Annotated in this window: 17 protein-coding genes; 6 read left to right on the forward strand and 11 right to left on the reverse strand. The window is 35.7% G+C overall.

The features are described 5' to 3' along the window. Window positions 1-20: 20 nt before the first annotated feature. Together BUR19_RS12805 and BUR19_RS12810 are read right to left on the reverse strand one after the other, a co-directional pair. A complete protein-coding gene (locus BUR19_RS12805; protein WP_074235852.1) occupies window positions 21-731 on the reverse strand; it encodes an ABC transporter ATP-binding protein in 711 nt (236 codons plus the stop codon). Window positions 732-918: 187 nt separating this feature from the next. Then, the gene (locus tag BUR19_RS12810; RefSeq protein WP_074235853.1) at window positions 919-2,382 is read right to left on the reverse strand and encodes a DUF5687 family protein; all 1,464 of its coding nucleotides are present in this window, start codon (window positions 2,380-2,382) and stop codon (window positions 919-921) included. A gap of 214 nt (window positions 2,383-2,596) precedes the next feature. Between BUR19_RS12810 and dnaB the strand changes: the two genes are divergently transcribed. Both dnaB and rnhA read left to right on the forward strand, forming a co-directional pair. Further along, the gene (gene dnaB / locus BUR19_RS12815; protein ID WP_074235854.1) at window positions 2,597-4,168 is read left to right on the forward strand and encodes a replicative DNA helicase; all 1,572 of its coding nucleotides are present in this window, start codon (window positions 2,597-2,599) and stop codon (window positions 4,166-4,168) included. Window positions 4,169-4,183: 15 nt separating this feature from the next. Beyond that, a complete protein-coding gene (gene rnhA / locus BUR19_RS12820; protein WP_074236483.1) occupies window positions 4,184-4,660 on the forward strand; it encodes a ribonuclease HI in 477 nt (158 codons plus the stop codon). Here the strand turns inward: rnhA and BUR19_RS12825 are convergent. The 3 genes from BUR19_RS12825 to BUR19_RS12835 all read right to left on the reverse strand — a co-directional run bounded on the left by BUR19_RS12825 (window position 4,657) and on the right by BUR19_RS12835 (window position 7,941). After that, window positions 4,657-6,189: a YifB family Mg chelatase-like AAA ATPase gene (locus tag BUR19_RS12825; RefSeq protein WP_074235855.1), complete on the reverse strand. Its 1,533-nt coding sequence runs from the start codon at window positions 6,187-6,189 to the stop codon at window positions 4,657-4,659. The two genes, rnhA and BUR19_RS12825, sit on opposite strands and share 4 nt — an antisense overlap. A gap of 80 nt (window positions 6,190-6,269) precedes the next feature. Next, window positions 6,270-7,349, reverse strand: coding sequence for a mannose-1-phosphate guanylyltransferase (locus BUR19_RS12830; protein WP_074235856.1), 1,080 nt, complete (start codon window positions 7,347-7,349; stop codon window positions 6,270-6,272). Continuing rightward, window positions 7,336-7,941: a SprT-like domain-containing protein gene (locus BUR19_RS12835; protein WP_074235857.1), complete on the reverse strand. Its 606-nt coding sequence runs from the start codon at window positions 7,939-7,941 to the stop codon at window positions 7,336-7,338. Before BUR19_RS12835 ends, BUR19_RS12830 begins: the two co-directional genes overlap by 14 nt. A 103-nt stretch (window positions 7,942-8,044) precedes the next feature. Here BUR19_RS12835 and BUR19_RS12840 point away from each other — a divergent pair, with 103 nt between their 5' ends. Further along, on the forward strand, window positions 8,045-9,736 hold the full coding sequence (locus tag BUR19_RS12840) for an ATP-binding protein (RefSeq protein WP_139297347.1): 1,692 nt from the start codon (window positions 8,045-8,047) through the stop codon (window positions 9,734-9,736). Beyond that, window positions 9,726-10,391 (forward strand): response regulator, encoded by a 666-nt coding sequence (locus BUR19_RS12845; RefSeq protein WP_074235858.1) that lies wholly within the window; start codon window positions 9,726-9,728, stop codon window positions 10,389-10,391. The genes BUR19_RS12840 and BUR19_RS12845 overlap by 11 nt, the downstream gene beginning before the upstream one ends. Before the next feature lie 152 nt (window positions 10,392-10,543). Here BUR19_RS12845 and BUR19_RS12850 read toward each other — a convergent pair whose 3' ends face one another. The 6 genes from BUR19_RS12850 to BUR19_RS12875 form a co-directional block, all read right to left on the reverse strand. Beyond that, window positions 10,544-10,993, reverse strand: coding sequence for a GNAT family N-acetyltransferase (locus BUR19_RS12850; protein ID WP_074235859.1), 450 nt, complete (start codon window positions 10,991-10,993; stop codon window positions 10,544-10,546). Continuing rightward, a complete protein-coding gene (yihA, locus tag BUR19_RS12855) occupies window positions 10,986-11,609 on the reverse strand; it encodes a ribosome biogenesis GTP-binding protein YihA/YsxC (protein WP_074235860.1) in 624 nt (207 codons plus the stop codon). Before yihA ends, BUR19_RS12850 begins: the two co-directional genes overlap by 8 nt. Window positions 11,610-11,703: 94 nt before the next feature. Beyond that, complete coding sequence (locus BUR19_RS12860; protein WP_074235861.1) at window positions 11,704-12,465, reverse strand: alpha/beta fold hydrolase; 762 nt, start codon at window positions 12,463-12,465, stop codon at window positions 11,704-11,706. A 147-nt stretch (window positions 12,466-12,612) separates the two neighbouring features. Next, complete coding sequence (locus BUR19_RS12865; protein WP_074235862.1) at window positions 12,613-13,065, reverse strand: tRNA (cytidine(34)-2'-O)-methyltransferase; 453 nt, start codon at window positions 13,063-13,065, stop codon at window positions 12,613-12,615. A gap of 8 nt (window positions 13,066-13,073) precedes the next feature. Further along, the gene (locus BUR19_RS12870; protein ID WP_074235863.1) at window positions 13,074-13,466 is read right to left on the reverse strand and encodes a hypothetical protein; all 393 of its coding nucleotides are present in this window, start codon (window positions 13,464-13,466) and stop codon (window positions 13,074-13,076) included. A gap of 41 nt (window positions 13,467-13,507) precedes the next feature. Beyond that, window positions 13,508-14,908 (reverse strand): nucleoside recognition domain-containing protein, encoded by a 1,401-nt coding sequence (locus tag BUR19_RS12875; RefSeq protein WP_074235864.1) that lies wholly within the window; start codon window positions 14,906-14,908, stop codon window positions 13,508-13,510. A 424-nt stretch (window positions 14,909-15,332) separates the two neighbouring features. On the opposite strand from BUR19_RS12875, the gene BUR19_RS12880 reads away from it, so the two are divergent. Then, entirely contained in the window at window positions 15,333-16,361 is a 1,029-nt protein-coding gene (locus tag BUR19_RS12880; RefSeq protein WP_074235865.1) for a methionine ABC transporter ATP-binding protein, read from the forward strand. Continuing rightward, window positions 16,351-17,004 carry a methionine ABC transporter permease MetI gene (gene metI / locus BUR19_RS12885; RefSeq protein ID WP_074235866.1) on the forward strand — a complete coding sequence of 218 codons (654 nt, stop codon included), beginning with the start codon at window positions 16,351-16,353 and terminating at the stop codon, window positions 17,002-17,004. The genes BUR19_RS12880 and metI overlap by 11 nt, the downstream gene beginning before the upstream one ends. Window positions 17,005-17,065: the final 61 nt, after the last annotated feature.

A 17,065-nucleotide genomic window follows, 5' to 3' on the forward strand; every position in this document is an offset into this window, starting at 1 on the left:
ATATTTTTAATGAGATGAATTTACAAAGAAGTTACCTGGTCTGCAAAATATTGCTCCAAGTCTCTCAGTGTCTCCGGAGAAGTTTGGATATCTCTTACCAATTCTCCTTTGTTGATGACCACGATTCTTTCGCAAACTTCTGTGGTGTGAGCTAAATCGTGACTGGAAATCAGGAAAGTGGAATCTGAGTTTTGTGACCAATCTCTGATGAGGTTTTTCAGTTTGATTTGAGTTGATGGATCAAGATTGGCGAAAGGTTCATCCAGAATAATAATTGCTGGCGTTCCGATCAATGCTCCGATGATGCCTACTTTTTTCATATTTCCTTTGGAAAGGTCACGGATGTATTTCTTGGCATTCAGGATTTCTCCGTTGAAAAAATCTGTGAAGTTTTTCAGGAATTCGTCAACATTCGCTTTACTTTGTCCTCTGAGTTCTCCCAAGAAATAGAAATATTCTTCCGGAGTCAAATAGCCAATCAGAAAAGTTTCATCGATGAATGCACCAACTTTGTTTTTCCAATTTTCGGATTCGTTAACTTTTTCTTCATCAATGGAAACATATCCTGAACTTGGTTCTATCAAATCCAGAATCAAACTGAATAATGTGGTCTTTCCCGCACCATTGTTCCCGACTAAGCCAATGGTTTGACCTTTTGGAAATTCTAGGTTTTCTATGGATAAGACTTTTTTGGTTTCGTAGACTTTGGAAAGGTTATTTATTGTTATCATTTAATTAGATATTAGAAGTGAGATATTAGATGTTAGATTTTTATTGACAGTGAATTACTCGCAGCCCGGCTTGAGCGGAAATCCTTTTTGTTATTGCGATTGTACAAATTTTCTACAGATTGCTTCACTTCGTTCGCAATGACAAAAAGATTGGGAGCGGAAGACGGAAATAGCTGCCCAAATTATTTTAATTCCCTTTAAAGGCTTTGATGGTTGAGTATTTTTCTTTTTTATACAATTTGACAATGAAATCGAAGAATTTTTCTCTTAGGAAAAAGCCAATCAACCCCAAAACGCCCAGACTCGCCACAGCTGCTGTTGTTCCGAAAAAATATTTTGAAAAGCCGAAAACCGCCATTGGCAATACCATTTGTGGCAAAAGAAGTAAGATATTTTTGAAACTGAAGTTATTTTTCTTTCCTAATGTTTTTCCCCTCGCATTGAGGTCAATTGGATTTTTGTTAAACGCGCCCGACAACAAAACGACCTGAGAATTGACGCCAACATTGTAAAGTCCAGCCGCTAAAAAGGTGAAATACAAATCCCAATTTACGAACGCATAACCAACTGCCAAAACCATACTGACGCCAGTAGCACTCACAATCATCCACCATTTGGCTTTCAGATATTCTTTGTAGGGAACGTTCAGTGTCATCATCAGCGGATAGTAGGAACTGTCGAAAGAAGGAACTCTCTGTCCAAATAAAAACAAAAATCCACCAGTTACGAAAAGCCCCATAAATAGTTGCATATAAGCGGTTTTGTATGCCGGAGAACTGAACAAAAGCAAGCCATAAAACAAGAACAGAAAACTTCCCAAAGCAATGGATTTTGCAGCCTTGCTTCGTTTTATCATTCGGATATCGTTGTTGATGAAGGTGCCGAGAACACCATATTTATTGAGAAACTGAATACTTTCTGTTTTCCCGACTTCCTGCTTCATTTCCAGTCCCTTGTCGAGATAAAAATTGTCGTAAATAAATTTTCTACAAATAATATAGAGAATAACGAATAGCGCAATCGGCAATACAATCGTGAACCAATGATTATAGAAAAGCATAAAAAACTTTTCAGAAGCCGATGACAAAGCAATGATATTATAATAATCTAATCCGCCAGCAAGAACCAAAAATCCACCGATAATCCAAACGGCTAAATCTTTTCCGTTCAAAAGGATATTAATCAGATTGATGGTGAAACTCAGAATAATCAGGGCAAATACCCAAGAAAAACTGCCCAAAACTGCATAGCCATTATAAAGCAGAATCCCTAAAAACGGCAAATAAATAAAAAGTCCGCCCCAACTGAAAAATGACAGAAACGTCTTGCTAATCATATAATTGACCAGCGTACTTTTCTTGATATTCATCGTCAGAAAAGGTTTGATATTCTGAGTCGGCATCTGCTGGAAAAAGTATCTCAGGAACAGATCGACAATCAGCCAATAGATCAGAAACTTACTGATAAATGGTAATGGGTCGATATGCAATTCTTTTTTCGGGTAATAAAAAGCACCGAAAGCAGCAAAAACAAATATCGCAAGGATATACAAGACTCCCAAAAGTTGGAAAATCTTAATGACAATATTGGCTGCTAAAGAACTGGACCTGAAAAAATTTTTGAATTCTAATCTGACGAATCGTTGCAACATAAAGTTTATTTTTTGTTAAATGTAATGAATTCTAGATATTATTAGGTTTTCTATATATTAAGTTCGCATTTTGTACATTTTGTTACAGATTTCTTTGACTTTTAAAAATTACTAACATACGATTTCTTGCAGCAAAAGGTGTTTGCAGGAATTGTGAATAATTTTGTTAGGATTTTCATTGACCTCAACCTATCAAAAAAACTATCTTTGTACAATGGCAGAAAAGGAAACATTATCGAGTTTGATTCACGGTAATTTTGCAAAGGAATTATCTATTTCGGATGGCAAAATGCCGCCCAATGCATTGGATTTTGAGAAAATCGTCATCGGTACTTTTTTGATTGACAGAAAAGGGCTTGACCATTCTATCGATTTATTAACGCCCAATGTTTTCTATGACCCAAGACATCAGACGATTTTCGCATCAATCCTGAAATTGTATGAGAGCAACTCTCCTATCGATTTGATGACAGTTATTCAGGATTTGAAAAAGAATGAAAAACTGAATCTAGCTGGTGGTGACCATTATATCATCGATTTGACAATGGGTGTAAGTTCTTCTGCCCACATCGAATATCACGTTCGCGTAATTTTGGAGAAATTTATCCTACGTTCATTGATTAATGTTTCAGCCAATGTTATCGACAGTTCTTACAAAGAATCAACGGACGTTTTCGAATTGTTGGATAAAGCTGAGCAATCTTTTTTTGAAATCACCAATGGAACGATCAAAAAAGGTTTCGATACTGCCAATTCATTAGTAAAAGAAGCGATTGACAAAATCAAATCGTTAAAAGATAAAGAAGGATTGTCCGGTGTTCCTTCCGGATTTACTGCCCTTGATAAGGAAACTGGAGGTTGGCAAAACTCTGACCTCATCATTATTGCGGCAAGACCTGCGATGGGAAAAACGGCTTTCATTCTATCGATGGCGAGAAATATCTGTGTAGACCACAATATTCCAATGGCGCTTTTCTCTCTGGAGATGGCATCTGTCCAGCTAATTACAAGGATGATTTCTTCAGAAACGGGGATTTCTTCCGAGAAATTAAGAAAAGGACAAATGTCTGATGATGAGTGGCAAAGGTTATTCACCAACGTTTCCGCATTGGAAAATGCCCCACTTTTTATTGATGAGACGCCTTCGCTTTCTATCTTCGACTTCCGAGCAAAATGCCGAAGACTGGTAATGCAGCACGGTGTTAAGATCATTATGGTCGATTACCTCCAGCTGATGACAGCAAGTTCCGGAAAAGGAGGCGGAAACCGAGAACAGGAAATTGCAATGATTTCGCGTTCATTAAAAGCGATTGCAAAAGAATTGAACGTTCCGGTAATTGCACTTTCTCAGCTCTCCAGAACCGTGGAAACAAGACCCGGAAAAAGGCCTATGCTTTCTGACTTGAGGGAATCCGGAGCGATTGAGCAGGATGCGGATATTGTATCTTTTATCTTCCGTCCGGAATATTATAAAATTGCGGTTTGGGATAATGATGAAGACGGCGCAGAAACCAGTACAGAAAATCAGGCAGAAATAATCATCGCTAAACATAGAAATGGTGCAACAGCCGATGTCCGTTTAGCTTTTCACAAGAATATTGGTAAGTTTGCGGACCTTGGAACAAATTACGAATACACGCCTTCTAACTTCGGACAGAAAGATGAGCCATCTGGATTTGACAGAATTACTATTACGAGTGACCCACATTCTGCATTTGGAATTCCTGGCAATAATCAGGTTTCTGGTTCAGCGATGAATGATGACGATGATGATATGCCTTTTTAATTTTTTACTTTGAGTTTGAAAGTCGAAATCTTTACAGACGGTGCCTGCAGTGGAAATCCCGGACCTGGCGGTTATGGAATCTTAATGCGTGTTCCGGAAAAGAAATATCAGAAAACCTACTCCAAAGGCTTCCGAAAAACAACCAACAACCGAATGGAATTGATGGCTGTAATAGTAGCTCTTGGTAATTTGAGAACGTCTGACAATGATGTCCACATCTATACCGATAGCAAATATGTGGCAGATGCCATTAACCAAAAATGGATTTATGGATGGATTAAACGAGGTTGGAAAAATGTGAAAAACCCCGATCTTTGGAAAGCTTTCTACAAACTCTATCAGCTTCATCAGCCAAAATTTCATTGGATTAAAGGACACGCCGGACATCCTGAGAACGAAATTTGTGACCAATTAGCAGTAGCCGCAGCCAAATCAGGAAAATTAGAAATCGATACTTTTTTTGAAAATCCGATTGAAGGAGGAATGTTTTAAGCATTCCAAAAATCGCGATCCAAACTTCTGTACTGTATCGCTTCAGAAATATGATCGCCTTGGATATTTTCTGAGTTTTCCAAATCGGCAATTGTTCTGGCAACCTTCAAAACCCTGTCATAAGCTCTTGCAGAAAGATTAAGTTTCAACATTGCTGTTTTAAGTAGTAATTGCGAATACTCGTCCAGTTCACAATGTTTTTCTATTTCTTTTGGTCCCATCTGCGCATTATAATTGATATCGAGATCCTTGTATCTCTCGGTTTGCTTATTCCTTGCACCAATCACTCTTTCGCGAATTTTCAGACTGCTTTCTCCTTTTCTCTTTTCAGCTAATTGTTCGTATTCAACCTTTGAAACTTCGATATGAATATCAATCCTGTCTAGAAGTGGTCCAGACAGTTTGTTCATATAACGCTGCATTTCCAATGCTGATGAAGTATTATTAGGATCATCGGGAAAATAACCGCTTGGACTTGGGTTCATACTTGCTACGAGCATAAAGCTTGCAGGATATTCAATCGTAAATTTGGCTCGGGAAATGGTAACAACTCTATCTTCCAAAGGTTGTCGCATTACTTCGAGAACTGCACGTTTGAATTCGGGCATTTCGTCCAAAAACAGAACTCCATTATGAGCCAAGGAAATCTCGCCTGGCTGGGGATAACTTCCGCCTCCGACTAATGCGACATCCGAAATTGTATGATGTGGAGAGCGAAAAGGCCTGATTGTCATCAACGATGTTTCTGCTCCCATTTTTCCAGCTACAGAATGGATTTTTGTAGTTTCCAAAGCCTCCTTCAAATTCAGAGGTGGAAGAATACTTGGTAGTCTCTTCGCTATCATCGTTTTTCCACTCCCTGGAGAACCAATCAGAATGATATTATGACCGCCAGCTGCAGCAACTTCCATTGCACGTTTTGCTGCTTCTTGACCTTTAACCTCGTCAAAGTCAAAAGGAAAATGATCTATCTTATCCTGGAATTCTTTTCTTGTATCAATCTCAAACTTTTCTAAAGGAATTTCGTCATTAAAAAAGTCAATAACTTGTTTGATATTCTCAACACCATAAACATCCAGATTGTTGACAATTGCTGCTTCTCTTGCATTTTGTTTTGGAAGAATAATCCCTTTGTAGCCATCTTCTCTGGCTTTGATTGCTATGGGTAAAACGCCTTTTATCGCCTGAAGTCCGCCATCAAGAGATAATTCTCCCATAATAATATATTCGCCTAGGCTTTCTGCTTTGATCAAATCGGATGCGGCGAGAATCCCCAAAGCAATACTCATATCATAAGCTGAACCTTCTTTTCTGAGATCAGCCGGCGCCATATTAATTGTAATCTTCTTCCCAGGAATTTTGAAGCCAGAATTCTTCAAAGCAGCAGAAATCCTGTAACTGCTTTCCTTAATAGCATTATCCGGCAAGCCGACTAAGTGATAACCAACGCCTTGATCTACATTAACTTCAATAGTAATAATCTGTGCGGAAACGCCGTGAATGGCAGCCCCGGAAATTTTGACTAGCATTTGTGCTTTGTTTTACCAAAAATAAAAAAAACTCTTTGATGAAAACCAAAGAGTTAAATATTTTTAAGAAATAATATCGATTACATAAATCTTTCTCCTTTCTTAAGGTTTTTCAGATCCAACACATAATCTTTTATCAATTGATCATTATCTCTCGGACAAATCAACAAAGCCTTTTCCGTATCTACGATGATATAATTTTTCAATCCATCGATTACTGCAGCTTTGTTTTGATTTTTGATTCTAATAACATTTCCTTTTGAGTTGTAGGTCAATACATTTTTAGAACTGATTGCGTTATTATCATCGTTCTTGTCTGCATTGGTGTAAACTGAAGTCCATGTTCCAAGATCACTCCAGCCTATATTTGCAGGAATTACATAAACATTATCAGCTTTTTCCAAAATTCCGTTATCAATAGAAATTTTGCTAACAATTGGATAAATGACATCAATGTATTCTTTTTCTGCTTCTGTATTGTATTCACAACCATTGAATTGGTTAGACATTTCAGGTAAATATTTTGTAAATGCAGACAAAATGCTTTTTGCACTCCATACAAAAATTCCTGCATTCCAAAGGAAATCACCAGATTCTATAAAACTTTTAGCTATTTCCAAATTTGGTTTTTCTGTAAAAGTTTTAACTTTAGAAATAACTTCATCATTTTCCTGAATGAATTGGATGTAACCATAACCCGTATCAGGTCTTGTTGGTGTGATTCCCAATGTAATCAAATAATCATTTTTAGAAGCCAACTCAAAAGCCAACTCAACTTTATCAAGAAAAGTTTTTTCTTTTAAAATCAAATGATCAGCGGGCATTACAATGATATTAGCGTCAGCATTAACATCTTGTATTTTTTTTGCCATATAAAGATTACATGCTGATGTATTCTTCATCGCAGGTTCTCCAACGATATTATTTACAGGTATGTCTGGCAATTGTTGTTGTGTTAATTCTGTATATTCCTGATTGGTAATTACATAAATATTTTCTGCTGGAATTAACTGACTGATCCTGTCAAAAGTCTGCTGAATCATCGTTCTTCCAGTTCCTAATATATCGTGAAATTGCTTTGGAAATTTCTGGGTACTCATCGGCCAAAATCGACTTCCGATACCTCCAGCCATTATAACGCAATAATTATTGTTCTTCATTTAATGTTAATTTTTCTACTTTCGCTAAAGCGCGGAAGAGATATTTTTTTGAGTTTTTTAAGTGAACGCAAAGATATAACTTTTTCTTTTTTTCTAATAACCTATAATCGCCTCCTTTGTAGTGAAATTCATCATTAATTAACAAATCCTCAACAAAAACAAAATTTTCTTCAGGATTTTCGATGTGAAAATAACGTACTAATTCTGGACTTGCCATAAAGTTGGCTTTTGGGTTTTTGGAAAATTTTTTGATAATTGGCTTCAAATCTTCTGTATAAATATCAATACTTTCCAAAAGCATTTCTCGAAAAGTATCTTTCCATTCCTTTCCATGCGCACTGATTCTGAAATTAAATTTCTCAAATGCAATAAGGTGAGCCAATTCATGTGTCAGTACAAAAAAGAATAACTGTTTATCTAAAGTAGAATTAACCGTTATCTGATGTGATTTATCCGGTAATTTTCTGTAATCTCCTAACTTGCTGTTTCGGTTCTTTGTAATCTTGATATGAATGTAATAATTCGAGAACCATTTTTTGAGAAAAGGAAACGTATTATCCGGAAGATATTGCTCTAAAGTGTTGATTGACATTAATAAAATTGAATGTTAAACAAAATTAATCATTCCAGTCATTTAATACTAAATTATTGGAACATAATCTGTTTTTTCTTAAATTTCGAATAAATTATGAAGTTTGCAAAAGTCGATTTTTTGTTTTTTGTTGTTGATTCTGTTTTCCTGCACAGAAAAAACTGAACAACACAAAGACACTTCCCCAAAAAAAGAACTGAATCCTTTTTACGAAAAGGCTTTTGTTTTGATGGATAAAAATCAGACAGACAGCGCTTTCTATTATCTGAACAAAGGTAAAGACCTTTTTCAAAAGAGAAAAGATAGTTTTGGAATGGCCAAAAGCTTTGTTAATATGGCCATCCTTCAGGAAAATACAGGTGATAATTTTGGAAGTATTGAAAGTAGTTTGATTGCCTCCAAATTTCTTAAAGAAAAAGATACTGCCCATTATTATTCTCTATTTTGCAACTATAATAATTTGGGGGTTGCATCTGGAAATTTAAAAAATTATGATGACGCAAAGCGTTTCTATAATAAAGCTTTACTTTTTACAAAAGATCCTGTTGATAAATTGATGCTATTCAATAATTTAGCAATTGCTTATCATAATGAAAAAGATTTTACCAAAGCCATCTCTATTTACAAAAAACTCATTGATAGCATTGGTTCAAAAAGCGAGTTTTATCCACGACTTTTACTAAATTATTCCAGATCCAAATGGTTTCAAAATAATAATTATAATCCTTTAAAGAACTATTTGTTGGCAGAAAAACTAAGTGAAAATTGGGATGATGATTGGGATAAAGATGCGGCATATGCTTATTTGGCAGCTTATTATCTCAATAAAGAGCCCGATTCAGCAAAGTTTTATGCAAAAAAAATGCTGACACTGGCTAAAAAATTACAATATCCTGCTGATGAATTAGAAGCTTTGCAAACTTTAATAAAACTATCAGACGGGACAGAAACTCAGCAATATTTTGATCAATATTCTAAAACACAAGATAGCTTGGTTAATGCACAAAACAAAGCCAAAAACCAATTCGCTTTGATCCGTTTTGATAGTGAAAAGGCGAAAACTGAAAATCTAATTCTCCAAAAAGAACACGCTTCTCACGAATATCAAGTTCAGATTCAGAAAATAATTATCAGTCTTCTAATTTCTGTTTTCCTTATCGTTATAGTTATCACTTACTTTTGGGTTAAAAAAAGACGCGAAAGATTATTACTAGAAGCCAATAACAAACTGCAGGAACAGCGATTGGATTTATCAAAAAGGGTTCACGATGTTGTAGCCAATGGGATTTATGAAGTCATGACAACTATCGAAAATCAGAAAGATCTGCCTAAAGAAAAACTTTTGGACAAGTTAGAATTGATGTATGAAAAATCCCGTGATCTGTCCTATGACAATAACAGTCAGCAAGATTTTCAGGATAAAATCCTAGGTTTGGTAAGCTCTTTTGACAATGAGGAGACGAAAATAATTATCATTGGAAACGACTTCGATTTTTGGAAAAATTTAAGTTATAAATTTAAAGAAGAAACTTACCAGATTATTCGGGAATTACTCGTTAATATGAAAAAGCACAGTTCTGCGACGCAGGTTATTTTAAGATTCAACCAAAAGAATGATAATTATGAAATTGTTTATTCTGATAATGGCGTTGGATTACCGGAAAATTTCGTTGAGAAAAACGGATTCACCAATATAAAGTCCCGCTTGGAAGAAATAAATGCAAATCTGATGATAGAAAAGAGTCATTCGGAGGGTTTAAAATTATCAATAAAACATTGTTCTTATGTTCAGTAAAATATTAATTGCAGAAGATCACGAAAGTAGCAATTTTTCTGTCCAAAAAGTATTGGAAGATTTGGCAATTTCTAATGTAGGTCACGTTTATTATTGCGATGACGCTTTTGAAAAATTGAAAAAATCATTAACCTCGAAATTTCCTTATGAAGTATTGATTACCGATCTTTCTTTTGAGGAAGATCATAAGAAACAATTAATCAAAGATGGTAAAGAACTGGTAAAGTGTTGCCGAGATTTGTGTCCTGAGCTGAAAGTGATTGTTTTTTCCGGAGAACACAGAATTGGTGTTATCGACCTGTTATTCAAAGAGTTTGGAATTAATGCTTATGTCAAAAAAGCAAGATCTGACTCCAAAGAATTAAAGAAAGCAATAGAAGCTGTTTACAACGGAGATACCTACATTTCTCACGATTTAAAACTCCCAATAAAAAGTGCTAACACTATAGAATTCAGCAACTATGATATTACTTTGCTAAAATTATTATCGGATGGAATTTTACAAAAAAATATCCCTAAAAAACTACAGGAACAGAATATCTATCCAAACAGTTTGAGCAGTGTCGAAAAAAGAATCAATGCCATGAAGTTAGCACTAGCTGTGAAAAACACCGAGGAATTGATCGCTTCCAGCAAAAATATTGGAATAATTTAAAAAAAGTAAATTTTTTGAATTTTACGGTTTTCCCGTAAAGAATTGTGATTTTATGTAATTAACTTTGCCACAGATTAATAACCGTAAAAACGCAAATCGAGATACTTTCATTTTTCAGAAAGAGTCTAAAGCGCGACTTCAGACTCTTTTTTTTATTTCCTAAACATCTCAGTATGAGGAATATTATCTTCCAGATATTTCTTCTCCGTTTCCTGAAAACCGAATCCACAATAAAACTTCAATAAATAATCCTGAGCGGAGATTCTAACTTCAGAAGTTCGGAATCTATTCTCGATAATATCTACTGCGTAAGAAATCAGTTGTTTTCCCAAACCTGTCCCTCTACCTTTTTCTGTTGTAATCACTCTTCCGATAGACGTTTCCGGATATTTGATTCCTTTGTCAAAAATCCTACAATAAGCCAAAACTTCGCCTTCTTTTTCTGCCCAAAGATGAATCGCTTTTTGGTCATAATCATCCAAATCAGGATAAGGACAATCTTGTTCCACTACAAAAACATTGATTCTGGCTTTGATGATTTCGTAAAGTTCAGTCGTATCAAGCTCAGAAAATGTTTTGATTTTCCAATCTACATTAATCATCAAATCTCACTTTATTTTTAACCAAAAAGTCATTGGTTTTCTGGATGTATTTTAAAATCAAATCAACACCTTCCTTTTTCTCTGCAGAAGTGATATATAGGTCTGGCAAATCTTCCCAGGTTTTAAGCAATTCGTTTTTATAGACCTCAACATTTCTCTCTGATGCGCCAGGCTTCAGTTTATCAGCTTTGGTAAAAACAATTGAGAACGGAACGCTGCTCTCTCCAAGCCATTGCATAAATTCCAAATCTATTTTTTGCGGTGTATGACGGATATCTACAAGAACAAAAAGGTTAACAAGATTTCTCCTGTTAAGAATATAATTGGTAATCAATTTCTCAAAATCTTTTCTCAAACTTTTAGAAACCCGTGCATAACCATAACCAGGAAGATCGGTAAGCGACCAGGTTTCATTAACCAAAAAGTTATTGATTAATTGAGTTTTCCCAGGCGTTTGAGATGTTTTTGCAAGATCTTTGTGATTCATCATCGCATTGATGAGAGAAGATTTTCCGACATTGGAACGCCCGATGAAAGCATATTCCGGCATTGTTGGCTCTGGACAATCCTGCCATTTCTGACTGCTTTTTACAAATTCTGCGGTTTTGATTACCATATTTTTATAATTTAAAAACCATTAAGAATCAAATTTATTAAAATTAAAAAATTCAAATTCTTAATGGTCTGAAAAGTTTTTATTGATTATTGGCCTACATTACTTTTTGCAGCCAAGTATAAAGAATCTCATTGAACTCATCCGGCTTTTCCATCATTGCAGCGTGACCACATTTATCTATCCAGTGCAATTCGGAATTTGGGATGAATTTGTGCATATCTTCTGCCACTTCCGGTGGTGTCACATTATCTTGTTTTCCCCAGATGATACAAGTTGGGCAAGTGATTTTCGGAAGATCATTCAACATATTGTGTTTGATGGCACTTCTTGCCAACATCACGGTTTTGATGCCTTTCATTCTGTCATTTACAACCGCAAAAACCTCATCTACCAACTCATCTGTTGCAACAATCGGGTCGTAGAAAACGTCTTGAGTTTTTTTCTTGATATATTCTTTGTCACTTTTTCTTGGGAAACTATCTCCGAATGTTCTTTCGTAAAGACCAGAACTACCTGTCAGAACAAGATTTCTTACCAGTTCCGGACGAGAAGTCGTGAGAATCAAACCAATATGACCGCCCATAGAATTACCAACTATCGTTACCGGTTTTCCAATAACATCTGTAATAAATTTCGCTACAAATTTTGAAATAGAAGCCAAATTGGTATTCAGAATAGGTAAATCATATATTGGCAATTGTGGAACAAAGACCTGATAGCCTTTGTCCGAATAAAAATTGATCATCTTATCGAAGTTGCTCAACCCGCCCATCAAACCATGCAAAAGCACCATTGGATGACCTTCACCCGCTTCTACATAACTATATTTCGTGTCTTTTTTTGTCTTAAAAATCATAATGCTCTCTCGATAACGCGCAAAAATACAAATAAAAGAATAATTTTTTTATTTTAATCCTACTAAAGTGGTCAAAATTAAATTATTTTAACACTGGTGTCAAATTATTAATAAAGTTTGAACAAAATATTTTTGATATTTGATTTCTCACTTCAATGCGATTTGTCTTTTCGCCTCTCCAACAACAAATGCCACAGAATTAGCAATATTGAAGCTTCGAATCAACTTAGACATCGGAATGGTCAAATGATTATCGAATAAACTTAAAACTTCCTTACTCAATCCACGACTTTCTTTTCCAAAAACGAGCCAATCTCCATCTCGGAATTCATTTTCATAAATCGAATTAGTTGCGTGCGAGCTCATTAGGAAAACTCGGGATTTATCCGGAATCACATTCATCCATTCTTCGACATTTTGATATTCGGTGAAATCCAGATGAACCCAATAATCCAATCCGGAACGTTTCAAATTAGCATCATTTATGACAAATCCAAAAGGATGAATCAAGTGCAATCTACTTTCTGTTCCTACACATAAACGACCAATATTCCCTGTGTTATTAGGAATTTCTGGCTCTACTAAAACAACATTTAACATTTTGAAATTTAATTTAAGACAACTTTCAATTCGTGGATTCTATTAATAATTGGCATTGCGAAAATTCCGCTGGTTTGAAGATATAATTCGTAAAAAGTTTTGGCTTTATCAGCAAAATCTAATTTCCCTTCTGTTCTATAATGAAACATAAAAACATTCCCCAGCATCTCATAATAATCTGCGTGGTCTTTGGTTTCCCTAAGCTTTACCATTTCGACCAATTCCTCTTTTGATTTTGATGACAATTCTTGGAAGTCGATTTTAAAAATATCTTTCATCAAAGAATCGAAATCCAATTCTTTTTGCATCAGACTTTCTTCCGGCTTTCCGAGAAGCAATTTTTCCAAGGCCTGAGTGAGCTGTCGTATTAATCTAAGTGTAAAATCTTTATCTTGAATCATTGATTTAGGTTTTAATTGTTTGGATTTAGATTGACAAATTATTATCCAAAAAATAAATAAGCCAAAATTACCGAAACTGTCACACCAACCAAATCCGCTAAAAGCATCGAACCAACTGTATATCTTGTATTTTTAATTCCAACCGAACCGAAATAAACTGCAATGACATAGAACGTTGTATCAGAACTCCCTTGAAGAATTGCCGATAATTTTCCTGCAAAACTGTCCGCCCCAAAAGTTTTCATTGTGTCCACCATCATTCCGCGAGCTCCAGAACCTGACAAAGGTTTTATCAATGCGGTCGGTAATCCGTCCACAAATCTGGTGTCGAGATGAGATACGCTTGCGATCCATTTCATTCCGTCAATAATCACATCAAAAACACCACTTGTTCTCAGTAATGAAATTGCAATCAACATCCCGACTAAATACGGAATAATCTTAACACAAACCGTAAACCCTTCCTTCGCTCCATCAATAAACGCATCGAAAATGTTGATTTTTTTATAAACCGCTCCGAGAACTATTGCGAAGAAAATCAGCAGGATAATTCCGTTACTCATCACTTTACTGAAGGAATCTAATTCGTCTTTGCTAAGCTGAACAAGATAAATTACAAGCAAAGCAATAATCGCAGAAATCCCGCCAACGTAAGCTAAAATAATTGGCTGAAAAAGATTGATTCTTTGTCTGATAGAAACAATCGTCATTGCCGCCAAAGTTGCACAAAACGTAGCAATCATACACGGAAGAAAAATATCCGTCGGTGTTTCCGAACCCATTGATGAACGAATCGCAATAATAGAAACCGGAATCAATGTCAATCCGCTGGCGTGAAGACAAAGAAACATAATTTGCGCATTGCTGGCTTTATCTTTATCTGGATTCAGGGTTTGGAGACTTTCCATTGCTTTGAGTCCGAAAGGTGTAGCCGCATTATCAAGACCAAGAAGATTGGCACTGAAATTCAGCATCATATGCCCGAATGAAGGATGGTTTTTCGGAATCTCTGGAAATAATTTTGAGAAAAATGGCTGAATCAGTCGGCTGAGGAAATTGATTCCACCCGCTTTTTCAGCGATGCTCATAAAGCCCATAAAAAGCGCCATAATTCCAATCAACTTTAGGCAGATATTAACTGCTGTTTCACTGGTTCCGATCACGCCGTCGGTTTCCTGAATACGGTAGATTCTCACATCAGGTGACTCATTAGCTTGGTAATGAATACGGTTTTGTTCAAACTCCAGATTATCCATCAGCGGTTTTCTAATCTCACGAGAAAGTTTGACCAACGGCTTGTAGGCAATCTGAATCGTGTCACCACCTTTTCCCACAACCATATCGTTGAAAATCTGACTGTAATTTTCTGAACTAAAATATTTAACCGATGCAACCGCAATTGCAATGATAATGAAGGCGGACCAAATCCTGCTTAAAACCATTTTGGAAATTAATTTCAGTAAATGTATGAAAAAAGCGAATAAATTGGTGAAGTTAGATTTTAGAAATTAGAGGTTTGAATGGAACGTTGAATTACAGCAGCCCGACTTGAGCGGAAATCCTTTTTTGCCGGTTCTCGGTTTTTATTTTATGTGAAAATCTTCTGCAAAAAAGATTGGGAGCGGAAGGCGGATTAAGCTGCCCAAATTAAAATATGAAAACCTGACATTTGTCATTTAATTTAAATTATACTTGTTTGGTATGAATTGAATTTTATAGTTTTGCAAAGGCTTTTTTTTAAAACACTATACAATGTTGAAATTTGTTTGTTGCATAAGATTTATATGAAGAAGAAATAGTGTGTTTATTTTGAAAACCTTTCATAACTCATTTGAAAGGTTTTTATTTTTTAATTAATGAATCAAAATGATTGAATTGCTGAACGTTTCCAAACGTTTTACAACTAAAAATAAAACCATCCAAGCTTTGTCCAATGCTTCTCTGACTGTAGAAAAAGGGGAAATATTTGGCGTGATTGGAACTTCCGGCGCAGGAAAAAGTACGCTGATTCGCTGCGTGAACCTTCTGGAAAAACCAAATGAAGGAAAAGTAATTGTTGATGGAATTGAATTGACAAAACTTTCCGATTCCCAATTGACTCTGGAACGAAGAAAAATTGCGATGATTTTCCAGCATTTCAATTTGTTATCTTCTCGAACTGTTTTTGATAATGTGGCTTTTCCGTTGGACTTGGAAGGAAAATCTAAGTCGGAAATCAAGGAAAAAGTGAATGGACTTTTGGAATTGGTTGGGCTGAAAGAAAAAGCAAAAGATTATCCTGCCAATCTTTCCGGCGGACAAAAACAAAGAGTTGCAATTGCAAGAGCTTTGGCGAACGACCCAAAAGTTCTTTTGTGTGACGAAGCGACAAGTGCGCTTGACCCGGCAACTACAAAATCGATTCTGCAACTTCTTAAATCCATTAATCAAAAACTTAATCTTACAATTCTGCTCATCACTCACGAAATGGAAGTGATTAAAAGTATTTGTGATAAAGTTGCGGTGATTGACAATGGGCAATTGGCAGAACAAGGAAAAGTTGAGCAGATTTTCATCCATCCGGAAAAAGAAATCACGAAAGGTTTCATCCAGTCTTCTCTGAATGTAGAATTACCTTTAATTTATAAGAATTCTATCAGTAATATCAATAGTGAAAACAACAATCCATTGGTGAAAATTCTCGTGCGCGGGAATGATGAGCAAAGTTCTGTTATCATCAATCTGTATGAACAATTTAATGTTAAAGCAAAGATTATCAGCGCTCAACTGGAATATGTTGGTCACTTGAGTTTCGGGGTTTTGCTTTTGGAACTGAAAGAGGGAAATATCAATGAAGCTTTGGCTTACTTGGAAAATGAATATGCAAACACAGAAATTTTAGGTTATGTCGGATAGTATCATCAATTTGTTATTTCAAGGGACGATTGAAACTGTTGTAATGACCTTGGTTTCAGGATTTTTCGGATTTGTTTTAGGATTACCGACGGGAATTTTCCTTTTTCTCACAAGAAAAGGTCAGTTATTGGAAAATAAGATATCACACCAAATCGTATCAATAATAGTCAATATTTTCCGTTCGATCCCTTTTATCATTCTCATTGTCTGGATGATACCTTTCACACGAACGATTGTTGGAACGTCGATTGGCGTTTCTGCAGCATTGGTTCCACTGAGTGTGGGTTCTGCTCCATTCATTGCAAGATTGGTAGAAAACAGTCTGTTGGAAATACCTTCAGGCTTGATAGAAGCAGCGAGAGCAATGGGTGCAAAACCGCTTCAAATCATCCGAAAAGTCCTTTTACCAGAAGCTTTGCCTTCGTTAATCAATAATGTCAGTATTACTTTGATTACACTTGTTGGTTATTCCGCAATGGGAGGTGCAGTTGGCGCTGGAGGTTTAGGGCAAGTTGGTTATCAGTACGGATACATCGGATACGATTTTGCGGTAATGAATTCGGTTCTAATATTATTAATTGTGCTGGTTTTCATTATTCAAATTTCCGGAGACTTACTTTCTAAAAAATTCAATCATAGATAATCTTAAAACTAATAATTCTCGCAGATTATTCAGATTTAGCAAATTTAAAATTTGACAATAA

Source organism: Epilithonimonas zeae, from assembly GCF_900141765.1.
GTDB classification, from domain to species: domain Bacteria; phylum Bacteroidota; class Bacteroidia; order Flavobacteriales; family Weeksellaceae; genus Epilithonimonas; species Epilithonimonas zeae.